A 20,412-nucleotide genomic window follows, 5' to 3' on the forward strand; every position below is an offset into this window, starting at 1 on the left:
AAAAAGAAGATTTTACCTGTCCGGAAGGGCGTTCCGGAAATCAGGCCATGAACATGCCACCATTGACATGCAATTCCTGTCCGGTGACATAGCCAGCGCCTGGTCCAGCCAGATACGCCACGGCGTGGGCGATGTCATCGGGTTGCCCCAGATGGCCCAGAGGAATCTGGCCCAACAAGGCTTTGTGTTGTTCTTCGGGCAGGCTGGCGGTCATGTCGGTGGCAATGAAACCGGGGGCCACACAGTTGACGGTGATGTTGCGGCTGCCCAGCTCGCGAGCCAGAGCACGGGTCATACCGGCCACACCCGCCTTGGCGGCGGCGTAGTTGGCCTGGCCGGGGTTGCCGGATGCGCCCACCACACTGGTGATGCTGATGATGCGGCCATAACGCTGCTTCATCATGGGGCGGATCACCGCGCGGCTCATGCGGAACACCGCCTTGAGGTTGGTGTCGAGCACCGCATCCCAGTCGTCGTCTTTCATGCGCATGGCCAAAGTGTCGCGGGTGATGCCCGCGTTGTTGACCAGCACCTGCAGGCCGCCGTGCTCCTTGACGATGGCGTCGATCAGGGCTTCGCCTGCGGCCGCATCGTTGACGTTCAGGTTGGCACCTCGGCTACCGGGGAAGGCTGACAGCGCTTGGCTGATTTTGGCGGCACCGTCGTCGCTGGTGGCGGTGCCAATGACCACATAACCCGCTTGGGCCAAGTGCAAAGCAATGGCAGCGCCAATGCCTCGGGATGCGCCAGTGACCAAGGCCACTTGTTTTGGGGTGTCGCTCATGCGAGGAGTCCTTTCACTTCAGCCAGGGTGGCGGGGTCATACAGCGCCACGCCAGTCAATTCGGCATCGATGCGCTTGGTCATGCCTGCCAGCACTTTACCGGGGCCGCACTCGACCAGGGTTGTCACGCCTCGGGCCTTGATGGCCTGCACACACTCGACCCAGCGCACCGGGCCAAAGGCCTGACGGTAGAGCGCGTCTCGGATGCGGTCGCCGTCGGTTTCGATGGCCACGTCGATGTTGTTCAGCACCGGGATCTGCGGCGCGCCCAGAGTCAGTGTGGCCAGTTTCTCGCGCAGCTTTTCAGCGGCAGGCTTCATCAGGCTCGAATGGAAAGGCGCCGACACGGGCAAGAGCAGCGCACGCTTGGCACCCATGCCCTTGAGCACTTCGCAAGCTTTGTCCACCGCCGCTTTGCTGCCCGCGATCACGGTTTGCGCGGCGTCGTTGAAGTTCACGGCTTCAACCACTTCGGCGCTGCCCGCTGCAAAAGTGGCTTGGGCTGCCTGGCAGCCTTCGATCACTTTGTCTGAGGCCAAGCCCAAAATGGCGGCCATGGCGCCCACGCCCACGGGCACGGCTTCCTGCATGGCAGCCGCACGCAGACGCACCAGTGGGGCGGCTTGCGCGAGCGTCAACACACCCGAAGCCACCAGGGCACTGTATTCACCCAGCGAGTGACCGGCCACGACGGACGGCTTGGCCCCGCCTTCGGCGAGCCAAGCGCGGTAAGCGGCCACAGCCGACACCAGCATCACGGGCTGGGTGTTGGTGGTCATCGCCAGCGCTTCTTTAGGGCCTTCGTGTATGAGTTGGGCCACGTCTTCGCCGAGGGCGTCCGAGGCTTCTTTCAGGGTTTGGAGCACCACGGGGTGGTCACCCCAGGCGTCCAGCATGCCCACCGATTGGGAGCCCTGGCCGGGAAAAACAAAAGCAAATGTGGTCATGTGCAAATTTTTTTAATCAGGAAAGAATCCGTGAAAGTGACATGGGGCGTGCCCTGCATCGCCGCCCCGGGCCTGTCAAATCAAGAGCGGGTCAATAACGCAACAGCACCGAGCCCCAAGTGAAGCCCCCGCCCACGCCTTCGAGCATGAGGGTCTGGCCACGCTGGATGCGCCCGTCGCGCACGGCTGTGTCCAGCGCCAGCGGGATCGAGGCGGCCGAGGTGTTGCCATGCTGGTCCACCGTCACGACCACCTTGTCAGCGCCCAGCTTGAGCTTGCGCGCTGTGCTTTGCATGATGCGGATGTTGGCCTGATGCGGGATCAACCAGTCGATGTCGGCATCGGTCAAGTTGGCCTTGGCCAAGCTGGCGCGGGCCGTGTCTTCGAGCACACCCACCGCCAATTTAAAGACCGCCTGACCGTCCATCTTGAGCACCGGATCGCCCAAAATGCCGCCACGGTTGACATGGCCGGGCACGCACAAGATGTCCTTGTACTTGCCGTCGGCGTGCAAATCGGTGGCCAAAATGCCGGGCTGATCCGAGGCTTCGAGCACGACCGCGCCTGCGCCATCGCCAAACAACACGCAGGTCGTGCGGTCCTTGAAGTCGAGGATACGGCTGAACACCTCCGAGCCGATCACCAAAGCACGTTTTGCCGAGCCGGACTGGATCATCGAGTCGGCAATGGTCAGCGCGTAAATGAAGCCACTGCACACGGCCTGCACGTCAAACGCCGGGCAACCTGCGGTGCCCAGCTTGTGCTGCACCATGGTCGCCACCGAGGGAAACACCATATCGGGAGTCGATGTGGCGACGATGATCAGGTCCAGGTCGTGGGCCGAAATGCCTGCAGCAGCCAGCGCCTGGCGTGCAGCTTCGGTCGCCAGATCGCTGCTGCCCTGATGGTCGGCCGCAAAGTGACGGGCACGGATACCGGTGCGATCAACGATCCAGTCGTCGGAAGTTTCGACGCCTTGTTGCGCCAGTTCGGCCGCTAGGTCGGCATTGGTCAGGCGTTTTTCCGGCAGGTAGCTGCCGGTGCCCAGAATGCGGGAATAAATTCTCATGGTGTGGTGACCGCTTCTGAGCGCTCGGCTTGCGCCCCCATCAACAAGGGAGCTGCATGCGCGATGCGTTCACGAACGCGATCCAGCAATTGGTTTCGGGCTGCATCATAAGCCCGGTTCAGCGCCGTCTCGAAAGCCACCTCATCGGCCGAGCCATGGCTCTTGAACACCAGACCGCGCAGCCCCAACAAGGCCGCACCGTTGTAGCGGCGGTGGTCTACACGATTTTTAAATGCAGATAGAACCGGATAAGCTAAAAGTGCTGCAATTTTCGTGAAGATGTTGCGTGAAAACTCAGTTTTCAAGAAGCCGCCAATCATGGTTGCCAGACCTTCGCTGGCCTTCAAAGCCACGTTGCCCACGAAACCATCGCACACCACAATGTCCACGGTGCCTTTGAAAATGTCATTGCCTTCGACGTTGCCATGAAAATTCAAATCACCCGAACTGCCCGCAGAGCGCAGCAATTCACCGGTTTTTTTGATGATCTCATTGCCCTTGATGGCCTCTTCGCCAATGTTGAGCAAGCCCACTGTGGGGTTTTGCTTGTTTTGCAAGACGGAGACCAGTGCCGATCCCATGACGGCAAACTGAAGCAAATGTTCGGGCGTGCAGTCTACATTGGCACCCAGGTCGAGCATGGTGGTGCCGCCGCCCTTGAAGTTGGGCATCTGCCCTGCAATGGCCGGGCGGTCAATGCCGTCCATGGTTTTGAGCACATAGCGGGCAATCGCCATGAGCGCGCCCGTGTTGCCCGCAGACACCGCAGCACCGGCTTTGCCGTCACGCACCTGCTCGATGGCCACGCGCATGGACGAGTCTTTTTTCTTGCGCAACGCCACTTCGAGCGGATCGTCCATTTCGACCACTTCAGTAGCAGCCACCACTTCGGCGCGAAGATCGACAAAACCGGCCAATGCTTCTGAACGGCCCACCAGCAAAAGGCGTGCATCGGGATGGGTCAACAAAAAGCGGCGGCAGGCCGCCAGCGTGACGCGGGGACCATGGTCACCACCCATGCAATCGACAGCCACGGTGATTGGAGTGGGCGAGGTCATGGAATCCTTGGGCTCAAAAACGAAAAGTACAAAACAAAACCTACAAAAACAAAAGCCCGATGCTACTTAAAAAGTAGCGCCGGGCCTCTGGCGGCTTGAGGGCTGACGCCGATCAGGCTTCAGATTTGTTTTTCAACACCTGACGACCACGGTAAAAACCGTTGGGGCTGATGTGGTGACGCAGGTGTGTTTCACCGGTGGTGGGTTCCACAGCGATACCAGGCACATTCAGTGCGTTGTGTGAACGGTGCATGCCGCGCTTGGAAGGCGATTTTTTGTTTTGCTGAACAGCCATGATGGCTCCTTGGAAGCTTGTGGAGGCCGCGCAAATACAACGCAGCTTCTGGTTGATGACAGTGTCCCCCAGTCAAACTGGGCGAAGCCATTGATTATAGCCCAAGCCGGAACACTTTCCCCAATTGCTCAGTCCAAGAGATCAAGATGACGACTTTTTCAACCCCGCCAGCACGCCGAAGGGATTGGGACGCTCAGCGGCCTGCTCAAACTCCGGGTCTACGGCAGACATGGGCAAGGCCTCGGGGCAAACCTCATGCAAAGGGACAAGGGGCAAGGACAAAATCAGCTCATCTTCGACCAGCGCCAAGGCGTCGAAGTCGCGGCTGACCACCAAAATATCTTCTTCCGCCTCGTCATCCAGCGCCGCAGCCGTGGCCTCGTCGGCCACAAAACGAAAAGACCGCTGGGCCTGAACTGTCTCCAAAACAGGCGTCAAGCAACGTTGGCACTGCATAGGCAAAGCCACCGAAGCTTCCAAATCGAGCCAGACATGGTCAGCCCCACCCGATTGGGGCTCCAGCCGCCCCTCCAGGTGCCAGACCACGGGCCCGGCCAGCACATCCCCATCGACCTGCTCTTGACACAAACGGGACATGGCCTGCAAAGCACCTTGCCCTTCCAAAACGGCCTCATCGCGGGCAAACGCCACAACATCCAAGTGTTGGGGATCAAACTTTTTTTCCATGTGCGCAGTGTAAGAGAATCACCCCCATGAGCATTTCTTCCATGGCACCCCATTCCCCCATTCCCTCCAGCCAGGTCAGCCGCACAGTGGTCCTGGGTTCGACCTCGCGCTATCGCCGCGAACTCCTGGAACGCCTGCGCATTCCCTTCACCGTCGCGGCTCCCGACGTGGATGAAACACCCGCTGTAGGCGAATCCCCAAGCGACCTGGCCCGGCGCCTGGCTCTGGCCAAAGCCCAAGCGGTGGCCGCCAAACACCCCGAATCGGTGGTGATTGGCTCCGATCAAGTCGCCGACCTGGCTGGTCAGCCGCTGGGCAAGCCCGGCGAACATGCCCGCGCCGTGCAACAACTGCGGCAAATGCGTGGCCAGACCGTGATTTTTCAGACCGCGCTCGCCGTGGTGTGTCTGGCCACCGGCTTTGAAGCGGTCGATTTGGCGGCTGTGCGGGTGGTGTTTCGCGACCTGAGCGATGCAGAGATCGAAGCTTATTTACAGGCTGAAAAACCCTATGACTGCGCGGGCAGCGCCAAAAGCGAGGGTTTGGGCATCGCCTTGCTGGAATCCATTGACAACGACGACCCGACCGCTTTGATCGGCTTGCCGCTGATCCGCACCGCACGCATGCTGCGTCAGGCTGGAATCCAACTGTTGCGAGCCACGCCATGACCCCAGGCCGACTTTTTCTGGTTCCGACGCCGCTGGATTTTGGCTGCACAGAGCAAGCCCCCATCACCGATGTTTTACCCAGCACGACACTGGCCGCCGCCGCTGGCCTGCAGCACTGGGTCTGCGAAAACGCCAAAACAACCCGGGCATTCCTCAAACGCGTGGGCGCAACCCACCCGCTGTGTGCGCCACTGGCCGAACAGCAGATCACCGAATTGCCGCGTCATGTGCATAAAAAAGGCGATCACCAGTCCGGCTTTGACGGCAAACCGCTGCTGGCCGCCGCCTTGCAAGGCCACGACATGGGCTTGATCAGCGAAGCAGGCATGCCTGCGGTGGCCGACCCCGGCAGCTCGGTGGTGCGCGCAGCGCACGACCTGGGCCTGAGCGTGGTGCCCCTCGTGGGCCCCGTGTCCTTGCTGCTGGCCTTGGCGGCCAGTGGCCTCAACGGTCAAAACTTCGCCTTTGTCGGCTACCTGCCACAAGACGCCAACGAACGGGGTGCGCGGCTCAAACAACTGGAATCACTGGCCCACAAAACAGGTCAGACCCAGCTGTGGATTGAAACGCCCTACCGCAACGCCGCCATGCTGAGCGCTTTGCTGCAAAGCCTTCAGGGCGTCACACGCCTGGCCATAGCCAGCGGCCTCACGCTGCCCTCGGCACGCATCCAGAGTCACAGCGTGGCCCAATGGAAAAAGGGCCTCAAAGGCCCCGATGCGCACACCCCGGCGGTGTATGCGATTGGGCCTTGAGACAACCCTTGCATAGAGGGTTGACGCTGAGAATTTCGGACTCTGCGAGTGCCGACCTACAAGAACAGGTCGTCGAAATCGCGACGTTGAACCGCTCAGCGCAAAAGATCAACGAACAGTGGCGCCCAGGCGCAAGGCGTGGACAGCGCCTTCGCCCACGGCCGCGCCAAAGCGTTTGGCCAACCGCTCGGCCACGTTTTCGTGGCGCGAATAATCCACCACTTCAGGGGCTTTGACCACATCGCGGGCCACGCCGTCCAGGCTGCCCAAGGCATCGGCCAGCCCCATGTCCACGGCTTGCTGGCCGCTCCAGAACAGGCCGCTGAACATCTCCGGCGTTTCCTTCAGGCGCTCGCCGCGTCCTTTGCGGACCACGTCGATGAACTGGGCATGGATTTGGTCCAACATGGCCTGTGCATGCTTGCGCTGCGCCTCGGTTTGGGGGCTGAAGGGATCAAGAAAGCCCTTGTTGGCCCCAGCTGTCATCAAGCGCCGCTCGATGCCCAGCTTGTCCATGAGTCCGGTAAAACCAAAACCATCCATCAGCACACCAATGCTGCCCACGATGCTGGCCTTGTCCACATAAATCTTGTCAGTCGCCGCCGCAATGTAATACGCCGCCGATGCACAAGACTCTTCCACCACCGCATAGATCGGCTTTTTGTGCAGCACCTTGAGGCGGTGAATTTCATCGTTGATCAAGCCCGCCTGCACAGGGCTGCCGCCAGGCGAATTGATCAAGAGCACCAAAGCCTGCGAGCCGGAGTCTTCCAGCGCATTGCGCATGGACGCCATGACATTTTCAGCGCTGCCTTCGCCCTCCGAGCCAATTTCGCCGCGAATGGAGACCATCGCGGTATGCGGCAAGCTGGGATTAATGGTGGGTGTGGTGTAGCTGAAGGCCTGCCAAAAGACCACTGCCAGCAAGACCAGCCAGGCCAGACGCAAACCGACCTTCCAACGCCGGGCTGTTTGCTGTTCACGCAGCGTGGCAAAGGCCAACTGTTCCAGCACCTTGCGCTCCCAGCCTGAGGCCGATGCGGTCTGCGCAGCTGTAACAGGAGAAGAAACAGGATCAGCCGGAGGGACTGCGGACACGTTGTCCAGAGGGTCTTGCATGGTCAAAATTCAAGGGGTTTCAAGTTGTAGGCAGTATGCCAGTGAACCACACCGTCCCGTTCTGAAAGGTCTATTTTCACCAGCCCGCCACGGCACGGCCCGCCCGTGCAGGCGCCGGTTTCGGGTTGGTAGGTGGCGCCATGCGTGGCGCACATCAACCAACGCCCGGTGTCGTCAAAAAAACGGTCTGGCTGGTAGTCCATCTCCATGGCCACATGGGTGCAACGATTCAGGTAGGCGTGCACCTGCCCCTGGTAACGGATGGCAAAAGCGCGGCAGGTCTGTCCGGCATACACAATGTCAAAGGGAACAGCCCGCCCGCCATTGAGCAAATCGGAACTGTTGCACAAAGGGATCATCGGCTCCATGGGGATCTCCACACTCAAGCGTGTTGCAGCAGCCAGTCGTGCAAATCACGCACACTGTGCGCCACATGGCGCGGCTTCAAGGCATGAAAGGCCTCGGGCTCATGCGCCCCATAACTCACACCCACACTGGCGCAACCCGCGTTCAGCGCCATTTGCAAATCGTGTGTGGTGTCCCCAATCATCAAGGTGCGCTCGGGCTCCACGCCAAACTCGCGCATCAACTCATGCAACATCAAGGGGCTGGGCTTGCCCGCCGTCTCATCGGCTGTGCGTGAGCCATCGAACACATGGCGCAATTCCACCGCCTGCAAGGCTTCGTTCAACCCATGACGGCTTTTGCCTGTGGCCACGGTCACCCAGTGGTGACGCGATTTCAGATCGGCCAGCAAGGGCAAGACACCCTCAAACAGGCTGATGTCGTTTTGATGCACCAGGTAATGGTGGCGGTAGCGCTCCCCCAAGGCCGGGTACTTGTCTTGGGGCACATCGGGCGCAGCATGGGCCAGCGCGGGCAAAAGAGACATGCCGATCACATAAGAAGCGGCTTCCCGGCTGGGCTCGGCCCCCCCCACATCGACCACTGCCCGCTGAATGCAGCGGGTGATGATGGCCGTGGAATCAAACAAAGTGCCATCCCAATCGAAAGCGATCAGGTCAAACTGGCGAGGACGTTGGGCGGGCATGTGTGATGAAGTCTTTCAATTCAGGTGGTAAATCGGCTTGCAGGGCCACACGCTCGGCGGTCACGGGGTGGTTGAACTGCAAGCGCCAGGCATGCAAAAACATGCGCTTTAGTGCGGGTCGGGCGCCCTGCTTTTGAATCTGGCGATTCCACTCAAAATCACCGTATTTATCGTCTCCAGCAATTGGATACCCCTGCGAGGCCAGGTGCACCCGAATCTGGTGGGTGCGCCCGGTTTTGATCGTCACCTCCAAGAGCGTGGCGCCCGGCAGGCGCTCGGCCACCTTGACCAGCGTGATGGAACGCATGCCGTCCGGGTCTTCCATCGTGGTCACCTTCACGCGCCGCTCGCCGTCGGGCAGCAAAAATTTGTGCAAAGGCTGGTCAATCACCTTGAGCTTGGCGGGCCATTCACCCTTGACCAGCGCCAGATAGGTCTTGCCCGTCTCGCGCTCGCGGAACTGGTCTTGCAGGTGTTTCAAGGCGCTGCGCTTTTTGGCCACCAGCAAAATACCGCTGGTTTCCCGGTCCAGCCGGTGCACCAACTCCAGCAACTTGGCCTGGGGCCGGGCCTGACGCAACTGCTCGATCACGCCAAAGCTCACACCCGAGCCGCCATGCACCGCCACCCCAGCTGGTTTGTCGATGGCCATGAGGCTGTCGTCTTCAAAAAGAGTAGGAAATTCCCGTCCCGGCGCCGGATGCGCGGCCTTTTCGCCGACTTTTTCGGAAATTCGTACCGGGGGCAGTCGCACTTCATCACCGGTTTCGACCCGGGTCTCTGCGCTGGCGCGGCCTTTGTTAATGCGCACCTCGCCGCTGCGGATGATGCGGTAAACGTGGGTTTTGGGCACCCCTTTGAGGTGACGCATCAAAAAATTGTCCAATCGCTGACCGGCAGATTCTTCGTCCACCAACAACCATTTCACGGCAGGTGCCGTGGCCACGGTTTGGCCCCCTATAATGTGATTCACTGGCTATTGGCTGTAAGTGGTTGATTCAAATGGAAATGAATTCCTGAGGACAGGAGTTTAGTCCACCACCACCGCGCCAAACCAGATGGTCGATGCCACCCCCGGCTCGATTTGCAAACTGAAGGCCAACGCCAACAGTGGCAAAACGCCCCGGAGGTCAGGTCGACGCCCAGAAACCCAGATACGGAATTCCCCAAGTCCAGCATCTTTGAAGAGTTGCTGGACGGATCAAAGCGAGATGGTTGTGTTGTTCGGAACGATGCTGATGTGGATGGAGTGGCTCACGAAGCCCGGCTCTGTCGTCACGCCTTGTGCCCGGCAGTTTGTCTTGGACACCGGGGGAAGCCCCCGGAAGTGGACGAATCTCTGCACACCTTTGTCCTCGCCCCATCCACGCGCCACGATCCCCATTCCTGCGCTCACGCGCAGCTGAGTGGTCGATCATCTTCGGCAATTCCCTTCGTTTCAGGCGTCAGCTGCGGCAACGTGGACCCCTCAAGGGTCAGAACGTAAACCGGTCGTGCGCGTGCAATCCAACAGCACCGCCCGGCCGACACTGATTAAAGAAGGAACGCATCATGAAACGGATGCTGATCAACGCCACGCAAGCTGAAGAGCGCCGCCTGGCCATCGTCGACGGACAAAAACTCCTCGACTACGAAATCGAAATCGAAGGCCGCGAGCAACGCAAGGGCAACATCTACAAAGCCATCGTGACCCGCGTCGAGCCCTCGCTCGAAGCCTGCTTTGTGGACTATGGCGAAGACCGCCACGGCTTTTTGCCCTTCAAGGAAATCTCGCGCCAATACTTTGCCGAAGGCGTGTCCGTCAGCCAGGCCCGCATCCAAGACGTCATCAAAGAGGGCCAGTCCCTGCTGGTGCAAGTCGAAAAAGAAGAGCGCGGCAACAAGGGGGCTGCTCTGACCACCTTCGTCAGCCTGGCAGGCCGCTACGTGGTGCTCATGCCCAATAACCCCCGTGGTGGTGGCGTCAGCCGCCGCATTGAGGGCGACGACCGGGCCGAGCTCAAAGAAGCGATGGACCAGTTGGAGTACCCCAAAGGCATGTCCATCATTGCCCGCACCGCAGGCATCGGCCGCTCAGCGCCCGAACTGCAGTGGGACTTGAACTATTTGCTCAAGCTGTGGACCGCGATTGACGGCGCCACCAAGGGCAAAGGCGCTTTCCTGATCTATCAAGAATCCTCGCTGGTCATCCGCGCGATTCGTGACTATTTCAACAACGACATCGGCGACATCCTGATCGACACCGATGACATCTACGACCAGGCTCAGCAATTCATGAGCCACGTCATGCCCGAGTTCGCCCCGCGCGTGAAGCGCTACCGCGACGACGCACCGCTGTTCAGCCGCTTCCAGATCGAACACCAGATCGAATCGGCCTATGCCCGCACGGTGCAGTTGCCGTCTGGCGGCGCCATTGTGATCGACCACACCGAAGCCCTGGTGTCGGTGGACGTGAACTCGGCCCGGGCCATCAAAGGCGGTGATATCGAAGAAACCGCCACCCGCACCAACCTGGAAGCCGCCGACGAAGTGGCCCGCCAGATGCGCCTGCGCGATCTGGGCGGCCTGATCGTCATCGACTTCATCGACATGGACGAGTCGAAAAACCGCCGCGATGTGGAAAACCGACTTCGTGACGCACTGCGCCAGGACCGCGCCCGCGTGCAGTTCGGCACCATCAGCAAGTTCGGCCTCATGGAAATGAGCCGTCAGCGCTTGAAGCCTGCGCTGTCCGAAGGTGCGTCCATCCCCTGCCCACGTTGCGGCGGCGCTGGCCACATCCGTGACACCGAAAGCTCGGCACTGCAGATCCTGCGGATCATCCAGGAAGAGTCCATGAAGGACAACAGCGCCGCCGTGCACGCCCAAGTGCCCGTCGAAGTCGCGTCTTTCCTGCTCAATGAAAAGCGTTCCGAGATTGCCAAGATCGAACTGCAGCAACGCATCAACGTGCTGCTGGTGCCCAACAAGTCGCTGGAAACGCCGCATTACAAGCTCGAGCGCTTGAAGCACGACGACCCACGTCTGGACCGCATCGAAGCCAGCTACAAAATGGCCGAAGAAATCGAAGATGCGACCACCGTGACGCGCCGTTCGCAAGAACCCACCAACAAGCAAACCCCGGTCATCAAGGGCGTGCTGCCCGATGCCCCAGCGCCTGTGGCCCCGGTCAAAGCCGAAGCCCCGGCCCCTGTGGCTGCCAAGCCTGCAACCAAAGCAAGGCCTGCTGCGGCAGCTGCCCCGCAAGCTGCTGGTGGCTTCTTCGGCTGGATCAAGAGCCTGTTCGGCGGCGCTACCGCAGCAACGCCTGCTGTCGCTGACAAGAAAGAAGAAAAATCCCGCGAAGGCCGCCGTGACGGCGAGCGCCGTGAAACTGGCCGCGAAGGCAGCCGAGACGGTCGCCGTGGTGGCCGCCGCAACGAAGGCCGCGGTGAAGGCGCCCCCGCTGAAGTCCGCGCACCCCGCGAAGGCGGGCGCAGAGGTGAAGGCCGCGAAGGACGCAACGAACTGCGTGAAGGCGAAGCCCGTCCCCCACGCGGCGAACGTGCCGAGCGCCCAGCAGGTGAACGCCCCCCTCGCGAAGGCCGTCGCAACGAGCGTGGAGAGCAGCGCCAAGAGCTGCGCAACGAGACCCCGGCTGAGTTGAACGGCGAAGGCAGCGAAGCCCGTACCGAACGCGCCCCTCGCGCTGAACGTGGTGAAGGTCAAGGCCGCCGTGAACGTGGCGAACGCGGCGAAGGTCGCCGCGAGCGTGGCGAGCGTGGCGAGCGTGGCGAGCGCCGCAACGAAGAACGCGCCCCGAGCGAGTTCAACCAGGCAGATGCCGCCCCAGTGACCGAAGGTCAAGATGCGCAAACCTCGCCTGAAGCAGGCCCAGGGTTTGAAAACAACGGTGAACGCCGCGAACGCCGCTCACGCGACCGCTATGGCCGCGACCGTCGCGAACGCGCTGGTGAGCCTCGTACAGATCGTCAAGACAACGCTGCCGATGTCGATAGCCAGGCTGAGTCCAACGCAGCGCCCGCAGCCCAGAACGCGACGGGTGAAGACCGGCCGGCCGCACGCTCTTACTTTGAGCAACGCGCACAACAAGCGTCTGCCGCAGTGACGCCTGCCCCATTGGCCGCTGAAAACCTGGCGCCAAGCGTGCCCGAATCTGCACAAACTTCAGCACCTGCCGAGGCTCCAGCGCCTGAGAGCACGCTGGCCAGCGCACCGCTTGCGCCAGCGCCCAGTCCAGAGGCTGCACCTGTTGCGATGGCTGTGGCCGCGCCCTCGGCTGCCCCTACAGCAGCCCCCACCCCAGAGCCTGCGGCGGCACCTGTCGCCGCTGCCTCGGTGTCCCAGCCAGCGCCCGCTCAAGCTGGCCTGCCGGCAGTCACCGCGTACAAGCTGCCCATTGAAAGCCTGCAGCAAGTGGCTCAGGACTCCGGTCTGGTTTGGGTGAACTCGGATGCAGACAAAATCGCCAGCGTGCAAGCCGCCATTGCCGCCGAACCCCAGCCCGTGCGCGTGCCGCGTGAGCGTCCGCCCGCAGTCGTGCTCAACGAAGGGCCCTTGGTTCTGGTGGAAACACGCAAAGACCTGAAAGACCTGAACGTGCCGTTCTGAAGCCTGCGCTGACCTCGCGTCAGCCTGGATCAGACAAACCGGACCTGAGGGTCCGGTTTTTTTTGTCTCTTCAAGCTGTTGATTCAGCCCTGTGAAGTTTTCAAAGCGCAAAGATGCAGGTCGGCGGCTTCAGCCCCGACATGGGCCTGTGCCGAAACCCATCATGTCGGACTCTGCGAGTGGCGACCTGCGAGATGACCTTTTTCACCCTTTTCAAACTTCAGCGTGCGGATTGATAGGTTCAAACTTGCGCCGCTTGCTTCCAGGCTTGGGTGGCCGCAATAGAGTCCTGGCGTTGTTCGGCCAGCTCAGCCAAGGCGCACCAGGCACGTCGGCGCAGTTCGGCGTCTTGCAATCCCTTGACGGCCTGGGTTAGCAGGTTGTGTGATTTGCCCCACAGTTGGTGCCGCAAACAGGCCATGCCCGACAGGTACTGCAAAAGAGCGTCTCGCGGTTGGGCCTGCTGGGCCGTCTCCACGCGCGCCAGCCATTGACGGGCATCTACCGCCTCCACATCGGCCAGGCTGGCTTCCAGGGCGCGCACAAAGCGAACGCGCTGATCGGCTGTCCATTTGACAGGAACGGCGAGCAACTGAGGCCACAAAGGCAGCAACCACTGGCGCGCCACAGAGGCCGAACCGCCTTGCGCCATGAAGCGCAAAACCACTTCGGCCGCCACATCGGGCATGCTGCGCTGCGCCGGGCTCAAGGCATTCCACACGCCTTGGGTCGCCTCGGGATCATGCACATGCGTCAACCATTCCATGATCAAACCGCGCACCAGGCTGTCGGCCGCCTCCGGGGTGAAGGCCCGGTGCTTGGCCAGCAATGCAGCAGTATCCAGCGCTTGGGCGGGTTGACCGGCCAGGCGTGCTGCCGTGAGCTGCAATCGCATGGCCACCATGCGCCGCCCGACAGCAGGCGACAGCGCTTTCAATTGCGCCAGGCTGGCTTGCGCATCCCGGTCATCAAGAAGCCAGCGCGCTGCTCGCAAATGAGCGCCTTCCGTGAGCGTCTGCCGGTCAGCGGCATCTGCCTGATTGGCTTGCAACAAGGCCTGGTCCAGATGCTGTTGACGCAGCCCTGTGTCTTGCAAGGCATGGGCCGATTCCGCGGCCAGGATGTGAGCCACCGTGCGCAAAGAAACGGCATGGTCGAGGTTCATGCCCGCTTCACTGAGCAGCGCTTCTTTGTCCAGCACGGTTTGCGCAGCCTTGCGGGCGCGCAAAAAACGCCCGGCCATGAAATGGCTGATCGCCTCCAGCAAAGCCGCATGGGCTGCGCGTTCTTTTTGCTGCACACGCCAGCGCTGAGCCTGCTTGGGCAAAGACAACAGGGCCGACAAGGCCTGCTGCGCCAGCACCACAACCAACACCACACCACCCAGCACCAGCAGCACCAGGTTGAGCGACACATCTACCCGATAAGGGGACAGGAAAAATGCCACCGTTCCATTGTTATGACCGGCCAACCAGGCCCCCGCCACGGCCAGGGCAAACAAACTCAAAAGCCAAAGTGCTGCGCGCATATGGCCTCCTCAGCGGCCAGCGGCGGCGGTGGCCAGCGCGGTCAAAGACGCCTCCAGGCGCGGCATGTCACCGGCCTTCATCTGCTGGCCGGACTGCTCCAGCATCTGCAACAACTGTGTAGTTTTGCGGGAACTGGCGTCGGCATAGCGGCGCACAATGACCGCGGCAGAAGCCAAGTCGGCACGGGCTGCGTCTTTTTGGCGGGCCAGCAAACCCAAGCGCGCATTGAGCAGCTTGAGCTTGAGGTTTTCGCGCAAGAAAAACGCTTGTTCCGGCGAGAGCAAAGCCGCCTCGGGCGAATCAATACGGCTCACACGCACCAAGCCCTTGAGTTGCTCGCCCCACTGCGCCAATCCGGTCATCCACCAAGGGGCTGGTGAGGGGCCCTGCCCCTGTTCGGAGGGGTTACGCGGCGCGCCAATTGCAGCCAGTTGCTGGTTCGCCAATGGCAGCCCATCGACCAGGGCCACGCCCTCATCGAGCTTGATCAGCAAGCCGGGCAAATCAAACACCTGCGCTGCGTTCATGCGTTCCAGGTCTTTTTCGAGGGCGCGCTGCAAGGGCGCCAAACGGGGTTGCGCCGCACGCTGCACCCGCAGCTGGGCCGATTTGAGTGCGGCCAGCAAAGGCTCGATGCTGCCCGTCAATTGCGCCTGCTGCTGCGCCATGCGCAATGCCGCTTCAATGTCCACCACCAAATTTTCATCGCGTGAGCGTGACAGGCTCTGCATCAGCTCCTCGAGCTGGCTGCGTTGCAGCGCCACCTCGCCCAGCCGGGCCTCTACCAAGGCCAGCCGGGCGGAGCTGTCCTGCACGGTTTCCTGTGCCTGCTTGGCCCAGGCTTTGGCTTCGAGCGACTGCTGCCCGGCGTCGGCACTTTGGCGGGCCAGTTGCTCCTGAATGCGCGAGAGTTTTTGCCAAAGCAAAACAGACACCAGCAAAGCCAAGGCCCCCAGCACCCCGGCCAACCACAAGCCCCAAGGACGCGACGGGGGTGAGGCCACGGGCAAAGGCGCTGCATGGGGTTGAACAGTTTCGGGCGAAGAAGTCATGCCAGCGATTTTATAGACACCGCCTGTGCGCCAAGGCCCGCTGGCACCAGATCGACGCGGCCCCAGCCTGCTTGCTGCAAACGCTGCGCAATGCGCGGGTGCGTGGCCAGGGCGCGGGCACGCCCCAATTCCAGCCCAGGACAAGCGGCAAGCAAGTGCTGCGCCGCCTCAGAGCTGCTGAACAGCCAGCAGCTGCCATCGGTCATGGCCTGACGGGCACGCTGCTGCATGGCCGGGTTGAGTTCGGGGGCCTGGCGCACATAGGCCACGGCTTGCAAGACCTGCGCGCCCGCCGCCTCCAGTTGCAGCGCCAGCCAGTCGCGCCCCGCCAACTGGCCTTGCGCATCGGCGCCGCGCACGATCAAGACCTTGGGCGCCGCGCTGGGCCCTTGTTCTTGGTTTGGCCTCGACACGGCGGCCCGCACCTGGTCGGCCACCACGGCCCACAGGGCTTCCGAGTCGTATTGCTCAGACTGCGCGTGGGGCGAGTCAACTTGCTCCGGCGGCCAGCCTGCCTCCAACAAGGCAGCCTGTGTGCCCGGCCCGGTGGACCAGGCCCGGCACAGCTGGCCATGTGTTGGGGGCCGCGCCTCCATGAAAAACCGCACCGCATTGGCGCTGACAAACATCACCGCCAGGCACTCGGGCACTTGCGCCCAGGCTGCTTGCACACCCGAAACGTCGGGCAAAGGGGCGATCTCGATGAGGGGAAAGATTTCGGCCTTCAGGCCCTCGGCTTGCAAAGCCTTGGCCCAGGGCAGTGCTTCGCGCTCTGGCCGAGTGACGATGACCGCAGGGCCTGGGTCTGACATGGCCATGTCAAGCCACCCCGTCAATGCGCCCCGTCGCGTTGCAGGGCTTGCGCGACACGCAGACCCAAAGCCTCGGCCCCGGCCAGGTCTTGGGCGGGCACACCCTCGGCGGCGGTCACCAGCGTGGCCGCCCCTTCCGGATCACCCCAGGCCGCTTGCAGCTTCAGCACACCGCCCTCAATGGTGGCGTGCGCGGCCAAAGGCATGGAGCAGCTGCCGCCCATGGCGCGGCTGACGGCACGCTCGGCGGCTACACGCTGCCAGCTCACGCTGTCGGCCAGCGGTGCCAGCAAGGCGCGTAAATCGGGCCGGTTGCTGCAAATTTCGATGCCCAGTGCGCCCTGCCCTGCAGCAGGCAGCATCTCGGTGGTTTCAAAGATATGGCGAATGCGCTCAGACAAGCCCAGGCGCTTGAGGCCCGCTGCCGCCAGCACAATGCCTGCGTACATCCCTTCGTCCAGCTTGCGCAGGCGCGTGTCCAGGTTGCCGCGCAGGGGCTCGATTTTCAAATCGGGGCGCAGCGCCCGCAGCAACACCGTACGGCGCAGGCTCGATGTGCCCACCACCGCGCCTTGTGGCAAATCCTCCAGGCTGGCGTATTGCGGCGAGACCCAAGCATCGCGGGGGTCCTCGCGCTCCATCACGCAGGCCAGCTCGAAGCCTTCGGGCATATCCATGGGCACATCTTTGAGCGAATGCACGGCGATGTCGGCGTGGCCCTCTTGCAGCGCCACCTCCAGCTCCTTGACGAACAAGCCCTTGCCGCCCACTTTGGACAAGCTGCGGTCCAGGATCTGGTCACCCTGAGTCGTCATGCCCAGCAACTTGACCGAGCAGCCAAGTCCCTCCAGCAAAGATTTGACATGCTCGGCTTGCCACAAAGCCAATCGGCTCTCACGGGTGGCGATGACGATGGAGGGTTGGGTGGTCTCGGTCACGGTAGGGTTCCTGAAAATAATTTTGATCCCATCAAAATGAAATCAATTGGTAATTTTGTCTCTCTTGGCGATGCTAGCATGACGTCAAGGCTGATTGACACCGGCCGCAGCCCCCCTTGCCAAAGTATTTGCCCACCGATCCATATCCCCTTTTTGCGCAGCACCCCATGAAACAGGCCCTCCCTAAAACCACCCCGCCCGTCAAAAGCAGCGCCAGCGCCCCCAACAAAAGCGAAAAACGCGACAGCGAACGCCCCCTGGTCGAAGACATTCGCTTGCTGGGCCGCATTCTGGGCGATGTGATCCGGGTGCAAGAAGGCCCCGAGGCTTTTGAACTGGTCGAGCAGATCCGCAAGCTGTCGGTGGCTTTCAGGCGCGATGCCGACCACGAGGCCGACAAGGCCCTGAAAAAACTGCTCAAAAGCCTGAGCGGCGAACGCGCCGTGAGCGTGATCCGCGCCTTCACCTACTTCAGTCACCTGGCCAACCTGGCCGAAGACCGCCACCACATCCGCCGCCGCGCCATCCATGAGCGGGCGGGCCACACGCAAGAAGGCAGCATCGACGTGGCGCTGCAGCGCCTGCGCTGGGCGGGCATCACGCCGCGCAGCATCTCGGACATGCTGGCCACCAGTTATGTCTCGCCCGTGCTCACGGCCCACCCCACCGAAGTGCAGCGCAAAAGCATCCTGGACGCCGAGCGCGACATCGCCCACCTGCTGACCGAACGCGATGCCATCAAGGCCCGGGCCGCCGTGGTCAACGCCGCCAAAGACGCCCTGACGCCCAAAGAGCTGGCTGCCAACGAGCTGCAAATGCGCGCCCGCGTGATGCAGCTGTGGCAAACGCGTTTGCTGCGCTTTACCAAACTCACCGTGGCCGACGAGATCGAAAACGCGCTGAGTTACTACGAAGCCACCTTTTTGCGCGAAATCCCCAAGCTCTACGCCGAACTCGAACACGCCCTGCCCGGCCAGCCCATTGCCAGCTTTTTGCGCATGGGCCAGTGGATTGGCGGCGACCGCGACGGCAACCCCAATGTGACCGCCCCCACGCTGGCACACGCCCTGACCCGCCAAAGCGATGTGGCCCTGCGCCACTACCTGACCGAGGTGCATTTTTTAGGCAGCGAGTTGTCGCTGTCGGCCATGCTGGTGCCGTTTGGCCCCGAGATGCTGGCACTGGCCGAGCGCTCACCCGACACCAACGAACACCGCCAGGACGAACCCTACCGCCGGGCGCTCACGGGCATTTATGCACGCCTGGCCGCCACCCTGAAAAATCTGACCGGTGGTGACGCCGCCCGCCACGCGGTGGCCCCGCAAAACCCCTATGCCAGCGCTGAAGCCTTTTTGGCCGACCTGCGGGTGATTGAAGCGTCTTTGTGCAGCCACCACGCCGAAGCCCTGGCTGCCCAGCGCCTGCACCCGCTGATCCGTGCGGTGGAGGTGTTTGGCTTCCATCTGGCCACGGTGGACCTGCGCCAAAGCTCGGACAAGCACGAAGACGTGGTGGCCGAGCTGCTGACCACCGCCCGCGTGGAAAAGCATTACAGCCAGCTGGACGAGCACGCCAAACAAGCCCTGCTGCTGGGCCTGCTGAACGACGCCCGCCCACTGCGCGTGCCCGGTGCGGACTACAGCGAACACAGCGTGTCGGAGCTGGCGATTTTTGAAACCGCCAAGCGCATGCTCAGCACCTTTGGCAGGCAGGCCATTCGCCACTACATCATCAGCCACACCGAAACCGTGAGCGACTTGCTCGAAGTGCTGCTGCTGCAAAAAGAAACAGGTCTGCTGCGTGGCACGCTCGACAGCGAGGCGATCAACGACCTGATCGTGGTGCCGCTGTTCGAGACCATCGAAGACCTGCGCAACGCCGCGCCCATCATGCGCGACTTTTACGCCCTGCCTGGCGTGGCCGCGCTGATCCAGCGTTCGGGTGGCGAGCAAGACATCATGCTGGGTTACTCCGACAGCAACAAGGACGGCGGCATCTTCACCAGCAACTGGGAGCTGTACCGCGCCGAAATCGCGCTGGTCGAGCTGTTTGACAAACTCGAACGCAGCCACGGCATCACCTTGCGCATGTTCCACGGCCGAGGCGGCACCGTGGGCCGGGGCGGCGGCCCCAGCTACCAGGCCATCCTGGCGCAGCCACCCGGCACCGTGCGCGGCCAGATCCGCCTGACCGAGCAAGGCGAAGTCATTGGCGCCAAATTCGCCAACCCCGAAATCGGCCGACGCAACCTCGAAACCCTGGTCGCCGCCACTTTGGAGGCCACCTTGCTGCAGCCCACCAAACCCGCCACACGGGCGTTTTTGGACGCTGCCGCCGAATTGTCTGAAGCGAGCATGGACGCTTACCGCGCCCTGGTCTACGAAACCCCCGGCTTCACCGACTACTTTTTTGGCGCCACCCCGCTCAAGGAATTGGCGCAGCTCAACATCGGCTCGCGCCCAGCGTCGCGCAAAGCGCTGGAGAAGATTGAAGACCTGCGGGCCATCCCCTGGGGCTTCAGCTGGGGCCAATGCCGCCTGACCTTGCCCGGCTGGCTGGGCTTTGGCTCGGCGGTGGCGGCCTTTTTGGACAAGCCCGACGCGGCCGAGCGCAAAGCGGCGCTGGCCCTGCTGCAAAAGATGTACCGCCAGTGGCCGTTTTTCCGCACCCTGCTGTCCAACATGGACATGGTGCTGGCCAAGAGCGACCTGGCCCTGGCCTCGCGCTATGCCGAACTGGTGGGCGACGCCCGCCTGCGCAAAAAAATCTTCTCCGCCATCGAGGCCGAATGGCACCGCACCGCCGATGCGCTCACGCAAATCACCGGCGAGAAAAATCGGCTGGAAAGCAACCCCGCCCTGGCCCGCTCGATCCGCCACCGTTTCCCCTACATCGACCCGCTGCACCACTTGCAAGTCGAGCTGATCCGACGCTACCGCGCAGGCTTGGCCGACGAGCGCGTGCAACGCGGCATTCACATCTCGATCAACGGGATTGCGGCGGGGTTGCGCAACACGGGTTGAGGCGTCAAGAGCAT

The 20,412-nt window shown here is 62.1% G+C and carries 18 protein-coding genes; 4 read left to right on the forward strand and 14 right to left on the reverse strand.

Annotation, left to right across the window (positions count from 1 at the left end):
- Nucleotides 1-40: 40 nt before the first annotated feature.
- From fabG to AMM33_RS01550, 6 genes are all read right to left on the reverse strand, one after another.
- The gene (fabG, locus tag AMM33_RS01525; protein ID WP_090138160.1) at nt 41-784 is read right to left on the reverse strand and encodes a 3-oxoacyl-ACP reductase FabG; all 744 of its coding nucleotides are present in this window, start codon (nt 782-784) and stop codon (nt 41-43) included.
- Nucleotides 781-1,731, reverse strand: coding sequence for an ACP S-malonyltransferase (gene fabD, locus AMM33_RS01530; RefSeq protein WP_090138162.1), 951 nt, complete (start codon nt 1,729-1,731; stop codon nt 781-783). The genes fabG and fabD overlap by 4 nt, the downstream gene beginning before the upstream one ends.
- Before the next feature lie 91 nt (nt 1,732-1,822).
- Nucleotides 1,823-2,800: a beta-ketoacyl-ACP synthase III gene (locus tag AMM33_RS01535; protein WP_090138164.1), complete on the reverse strand. Its 978-nt coding sequence runs from the start codon at nt 2,798-2,800 to the stop codon at nt 1,823-1,825.
- The gene (plsX, locus tag AMM33_RS01540; protein WP_090138166.1) at nt 2,797-3,858 is read right to left on the reverse strand and encodes a phosphate acyltransferase PlsX; all 1,062 of its coding nucleotides are present in this window, start codon (nt 3,856-3,858) and stop codon (nt 2,797-2,799) included. The genes AMM33_RS01535 and plsX overlap by 4 nt, the downstream gene beginning before the upstream one ends.
- Nucleotides 3,859-3,970: 112 nt before the next feature.
- Nucleotides 3,971-4,153 (reverse strand): 50S ribosomal protein L32, encoded by a 183-nt coding sequence (rpmF, locus tag AMM33_RS01545; protein WP_005794249.1) that lies wholly within the window; start codon nt 4,151-4,153, stop codon nt 3,971-3,973.
- Between the two features lie 141 nt (nt 4,154-4,294).
- Nucleotides 4,295-4,840 (reverse strand): YceD family protein, encoded by a 546-nt coding sequence (locus tag AMM33_RS01550; RefSeq protein ID WP_090138168.1) that lies wholly within the window; start codon nt 4,838-4,840, stop codon nt 4,295-4,297.
- A 41-nt stretch (nt 4,841-4,881) separates the two neighbouring features.
- Between AMM33_RS01550 and AMM33_RS01555 the strand changes: the two genes are divergently transcribed.
- Both AMM33_RS01555 and AMM33_RS01560 read left to right on the forward strand, forming a co-directional pair.
- Complete coding sequence (locus AMM33_RS01555) at nt 4,882-5,508, forward strand: Maf family nucleotide pyrophosphatase (RefSeq protein WP_090138703.1); 627 nt, start codon at nt 4,882-4,884, stop codon at nt 5,506-5,508.
- Nucleotides 5,505-6,263, forward strand: a complete 759-nt coding sequence (locus AMM33_RS01560; protein WP_090138170.1) for an SAM-dependent methyltransferase — start codon at nt 5,505-5,507, stop codon at nt 6,261-6,263. The genes AMM33_RS01555 and AMM33_RS01560 overlap by 4 nt, the downstream gene beginning before the upstream one ends.
- 108 nt (nt 6,264-6,371) lie before the next feature.
- Here the strand turns inward: AMM33_RS01560 and AMM33_RS01565 are convergent, their stop codons facing one another.
- Genes AMM33_RS01565 through AMM33_RS01580 form a run of 4 tightly spaced genes read right to left on the reverse strand, consistent with a single transcriptional unit; the run spans nt 6,372 to nt 9,406 of the window.
- The gene (locus AMM33_RS01565; protein ID WP_090138172.1) at nt 6,372-7,382 is read right to left on the reverse strand and encodes a S49 family peptidase; all 1,011 of its coding nucleotides are present in this window, start codon (nt 7,380-7,382) and stop codon (nt 6,372-6,374) included.
- 2 nt (nt 7,383-7,384) lie between these two features.
- A complete protein-coding gene (locus AMM33_RS01570; protein WP_090138174.1) occupies nt 7,385-7,750 on the reverse strand; it encodes a Rieske (2Fe-2S) protein in 366 nt (121 codons plus the stop codon).
- Nucleotides 7,751-7,764: 14 nt separating this feature from the next.
- Nucleotides 7,765-8,433 carry an HAD family hydrolase gene (locus AMM33_RS01575; RefSeq protein WP_090138176.1) on the reverse strand — a complete coding sequence of 223 codons (669 nt, stop codon included), beginning with the start codon at nt 8,431-8,433 and terminating at the stop codon, nt 7,765-7,767.
- Nucleotides 8,405-9,406 carry an RluA family pseudouridine synthase gene (locus tag AMM33_RS01580; protein WP_090138178.1) on the reverse strand — a complete coding sequence of 334 codons (1,002 nt, stop codon included), beginning with the start codon at nt 9,404-9,406 and terminating at the stop codon, nt 8,405-8,407. The genes AMM33_RS01575 and AMM33_RS01580 overlap by 29 nt, the downstream gene beginning before the upstream one ends.
- A gap of 578 nt (nt 9,407-9,984) precedes the next feature.
- Between AMM33_RS01580 and AMM33_RS01590 the strand changes: the two genes are divergently transcribed.
- Nucleotides 9,985-13,044, forward strand: coding sequence for an Rne/Rng family ribonuclease (locus AMM33_RS01590; protein ID WP_090138182.1), 3,060 nt, complete (start codon nt 9,985-9,987; stop codon nt 13,042-13,044).
- A 241-nt stretch (nt 13,045-13,285) separates the two neighbouring features.
- On the opposite strand, the gene AMM33_RS01595 is transcribed toward AMM33_RS01590, so the two are convergent.
- Genes AMM33_RS01595 through hemC form a run of 4 tightly spaced genes read right to left on the reverse strand, consistent with a single transcriptional unit; the run spans nt 13,286 to nt 17,375 of the window.
- Complete coding sequence (locus tag AMM33_RS01595; protein ID WP_090138183.1) at nt 13,286-14,572, reverse strand: heme biosynthesis protein HemY; 1,287 nt, start codon at nt 14,570-14,572, stop codon at nt 13,286-13,288.
- A gap of 9 nt (nt 14,573-14,581) precedes the next feature.
- Nucleotides 14,582-15,625 carry a uroporphyrinogen-III C-methyltransferase gene (locus AMM33_RS01600; RefSeq protein WP_090138186.1) on the reverse strand — a complete coding sequence of 348 codons (1,044 nt, stop codon included), beginning with the start codon at nt 15,623-15,625 and terminating at the stop codon, nt 14,582-14,584.
- Complete coding sequence (locus AMM33_RS01605) at nt 15,622-16,437, reverse strand: uroporphyrinogen-III synthase (protein WP_090138705.1); 816 nt, start codon at nt 16,435-16,437, stop codon at nt 15,622-15,624. The genes AMM33_RS01600 and AMM33_RS01605 overlap by 4 nt, the downstream gene beginning before the upstream one ends.
- Nucleotides 16,438-16,457: 20 nt before the next feature.
- On the reverse strand, nt 16,458-17,375 hold the full coding sequence (gene hemC / locus AMM33_RS01610) for a hydroxymethylbilane synthase (RefSeq protein ID WP_090138187.1): 918 nt from the start codon (nt 17,373-17,375) through the stop codon (nt 16,458-16,460).
- A gap of 167 nt (nt 17,376-17,542) precedes the next feature.
- Between hemC and ppc the strand changes: the two genes are divergently transcribed.
- A complete protein-coding gene (gene ppc / locus AMM33_RS01615) occupies nt 17,543-20,398 on the forward strand; it encodes a phosphoenolpyruvate carboxylase (protein WP_090138188.1) in 2,856 nt (951 codons plus the stop codon).
- The last annotated feature ends 14 nt before the right edge of the window (nt 20,399-20,412 follow it).

The organism is Limnohabitans sp. DM1 (genome assembly GCF_001269385.1).
Lineage (GTDB): Bacteria > Pseudomonadota > Gammaproteobacteria > Burkholderiales > Burkholderiaceae_C > Limnohabitans_A.